The sequence below is a fragment of the Dialister sp. genome (assembly GCF_051885895.1).
Lineage (GTDB): Bacteria > Bacillota > Negativicutes > Veillonellales > Dialisteraceae > Dialister.
The window spans coordinates 1-3,136 of sequence record NZ_JBJEXP010000020.1; the positions used below are offsets into that span (position 1 = coordinate 1).

Genomic DNA, 3,136 nt, shown 5'->3' on the forward strand with positions numbered 1-3,136 from the left:
ATAATAATTGACTGATTGATGAATTATATTCTGTATACATATGATATAGGAAATCGGCGGTACTGTAAAATTCCTGCCTTCTATGGATTTCTATAATCAAAAGGCATGAAATCCAGTACTGTATACTTGGAAGTCATGCCTTTTCCTGCGGAATCTCTTATTTCAATGCATTAAAGTCTTTTTCATTTACCGGTTCCAGCCATTCATTGGATGTGCCTTCTCCGTACTTCATGAGGGACAGATGCTGGAAATCATGGCCCGGTGCTGCTCCGTGCCAGTGCTTTACGCCTTCCGGAATGGTGACTGTCTGTCCCGGAAGAAGCACATGGGGTGCTTCGCCCCAGATCTGGTAATATCCCCGTCCTGATTCTGCCACCAGCACCTGGCAGGTACCGTGATGGACATGCCAGAAAGTATGGGCTCCGTTTTCAAAGGTGACGTTGTACACGGGGATATCCTTTGCTTCCGACAGGCTGGAAAGATAGCTTCTTCCCGTGAAATAGCGGGCATATCCGCTGTTGAAGGTTCCCACAGGCATGACGGCGCCGCCTTCCTGATGAAGCCTCTGCTCCACGGCTGCAGGATTGCCTTCATCTGCTGCCAGTGCGGTGGAAAGGAAGGCGGTACCTGCTGCCAGGCCCAGGGCCATAAGAGAAACGGCTGCTAATTTTCTGATTTTCATTTTCTTTTCTCCTTATTGCAAATCAATTCACGGAAACGGGATGTATTGTTATCCCATGACCTTCTGCTCTTCAGGGATCATTTCCTGAAGAAAACGCTGATAAAATCCTATTCTATGAACGAGCCTGGACTCCCTTGGCTCCTTCGACACGATAGCGGAGCCACAGGGCGCTGCCCCTGGTTTCTGCCAGCTCCAGCCGGAAAGATACGGGACTGTCATCCGAAAGGCCCGGCACTGCATGGAAGAGAGAAGGCGTATCGGGCGAACCGTCAGCAGATGCCGATACGACCAGAGACAGTTCATCGCAGAGTCCCCTTTGGATGAAAGACCAGTTCAGCACGCCGCCTCCGCCCAGCATGAGCATGTCCACGCTGAAAAGGTCTTTCAGCTTCTGCAGCACCATCTCATAGTCAAGCTCCTTCCTGCCGGCCACAATATAGGATATGCCTTTCCGCCGGAGCATATCTCTGTAACCGTCGGAGGCTTCTTTCGTCAGCACCTCGATAACCTGAGCCTTCACATCTCCATAGCGGATGTAATTTTCCTGCCAGCCCAGCCTTCCCTTCGGATCGATGGAGACATAGTACATGCCGGTCTTTTCTGTAATAAAATCTCCATCCGGCACAGGCGGGAAATTCTTTCGTATATCCGGCTTCCGGTAAAAGGTAAAATTATCATCAGTGGTAATTCTGCCGGAAAGCCAGCCCTGGTGACGGTAATACCGGTGAGGGCCGAAGGCTTTTTCATAAAAGAGATCTCCTGCCTCTTCCGATGCTCTGGTATTCATAAAATTTCCCATAATTTTCCCGTCCAGGGAAATCATCATATGACAGAATATATAAGGCCTTGTCATTGTCTGCACCACCTTTCCGCTTCTTCTTTCCTGATATTTCCTCCATGAATGGAAAACCCCTCTGCCACCACTGCCTTCGGTGCAGCAGCCCGGATGTCCGCAAGGCTCCTCCCCAGTCCGCTCCCTTCATTGGTGCAGAAGGGACGGATGGTCTTTCCTTCCCAGTCATAATGCTCCAGGAAGGTCAGCACCGCCATGGGCAGAGTGCCCCAGAAATTGGGATATCCCAGGTAGAGAACTTCCAAATCCTCCGAAAGAGGCGGCATTTTTTTCAATGCAGGCCTTCTATGGTTTCTCAGGTCCTCCTGGGCCTCTCTGATGCAGGCATTATATTCCTCCTCATAAGGCTTTTCCTGCTCCAGCTTAAACGCAGGGGCACCGGTTATTTCATGAATCACCTCGGCTGCCTTTTCTGTATTTCCTTTGTTCAGGACCTCTATTTTCCCGTCTACATAGTTCTCTCCTGCCCGGGAGTAATAGACAATGGCTGATTTCATTTCCTTTTCTCCTTTCCTTTGACATCTTCAGTATATATAAAAGCAGGTGAAAGAAGAATCTCCCATGTGTTATGATAGTATCAACCAATAGTTCATGCTTATATAAAAAGGAGCCTTTATGTTTAATCCCCTGCTCGCCACCTTTGCTGCCGTTGCTGAATGCAGAAGCTTTTCCAAAGCAGCAGAGCGCCTCTATATTTCTCCCACGGCAGTGATGAAACAGATGAATGCGCTGGAGGACCATCTGCAGCTGAAGCTCATTGAAAGGACGCCCCGGGGCATCCGTCTTACTCCCTGCGGCGAATCCATCTACAAAGACAGCCTGTTCCTTTTTGACTATTCCCGGCAGGCTCTGGAAAAAGCCAGGCTGCTGGACAGGCAAAGCCAGAAAATCTTCCGTATCGGCACCTCCCTCCTGAATCCGGCCATCCGGTTCATGGAGCTCTGGTACAAACTGTATGATGAATTTCAGGACTGCCAGCTCCAGCTGGTTCCTTTTGCTGATGATCATGAAGGAATCCTTTCAGAAATCGGACAGATCGGAAAGAAATTTGACTTTCTTTTCGGCGTCTGCGATTCCAGCTTCTGGCTGGAGCGCTGCCAGTTTCTGCAGCTGGGCACTTTCCGTAAAATGATCGCCGTCCCCCGCTCCCACCGTCTGGCAGGAAAAAAGCTGCTGGATATAAAAGACCTCTTCGGAGAAACACTGATGATGGTGAAGGAAGGCGACTCTCCTGTCAATGACCGTATACGAAAGGATCTTTCCCGTTATCCTGCCATCCACATAGAGGATACACCGCCCTATTTCGATATTTCCGTATTCAACCGCTGCGCTGCCACGGGACACCCTCTTCTCATCGTGGAATGCTGGAAAGACGTGCATCAGGGCCTTGTGGCCCTTCCTGTCCGATGGAACTACACCATTCCCTACGGTCTTCTTTACTCCCGGAGCCCCTCCGGCGAAGTGCTCCGATTCCTGCATGCAGTGGAAAAGCTGAAAGAAAAAGAAGGATGATTTTCTCCACAAAAAAAGAACGGCAGTCTGCCCTCTGCCGTTCTTTTTTGATGTCCCTCACATCATCAGTCTTTGACCTCATATACTTC

4 protein-coding genes are annotated in these 3,136 nt (G+C 49.7%); 1 reads left to right on the plus strand and 3 read right to left on the minus strand.

Annotated features, from left to right (window positions below):
• Window positions 1-157 precede the first annotated feature (157 nt).
• From ACI4N7_RS01370 to ACI4N7_RS01380, 3 genes are all read right to left on the minus strand, one after another.
• A complete protein-coding gene (locus ACI4N7_RS01370; RefSeq protein ID WP_439731576.1) occupies window positions 158-682 on the minus strand; it encodes a cupin domain-containing protein in 525 nt (174 codons plus the stop codon).
• Window positions 683-794: 112 nt separating this feature from the next.
• Window positions 795-1,535 (minus strand): dihydrofolate reductase family protein, encoded by a 741-nt coding sequence (locus tag ACI4N7_RS01375; protein ID WP_439731577.1) that lies wholly within the window; start codon window positions 1,533-1,535, stop codon window positions 795-797.
• Window positions 1,532-2,032, minus strand: coding sequence for a flavodoxin (locus ACI4N7_RS01380; RefSeq protein WP_439731578.1), 501 nt, complete (start codon window positions 2,030-2,032; stop codon window positions 1,532-1,534). The genes ACI4N7_RS01375 and ACI4N7_RS01380 overlap by 4 nt, the downstream gene beginning before the upstream one ends.
• A gap of 118 nt (window positions 2,033-2,150) precedes the next feature.
• Here ACI4N7_RS01380 and ACI4N7_RS01385 point away from each other — a divergent pair, with 118 nt between their 5' ends.
• Window positions 2,151-3,047 (plus strand): LysR family transcriptional regulator, encoded by an 897-nt coding sequence (locus tag ACI4N7_RS01385; protein WP_439731579.1) that lies wholly within the window; start codon window positions 2,151-2,153, stop codon window positions 3,045-3,047.
• The last annotated feature ends 89 nt before the right edge of the window (window positions 3,048-3,136 follow it).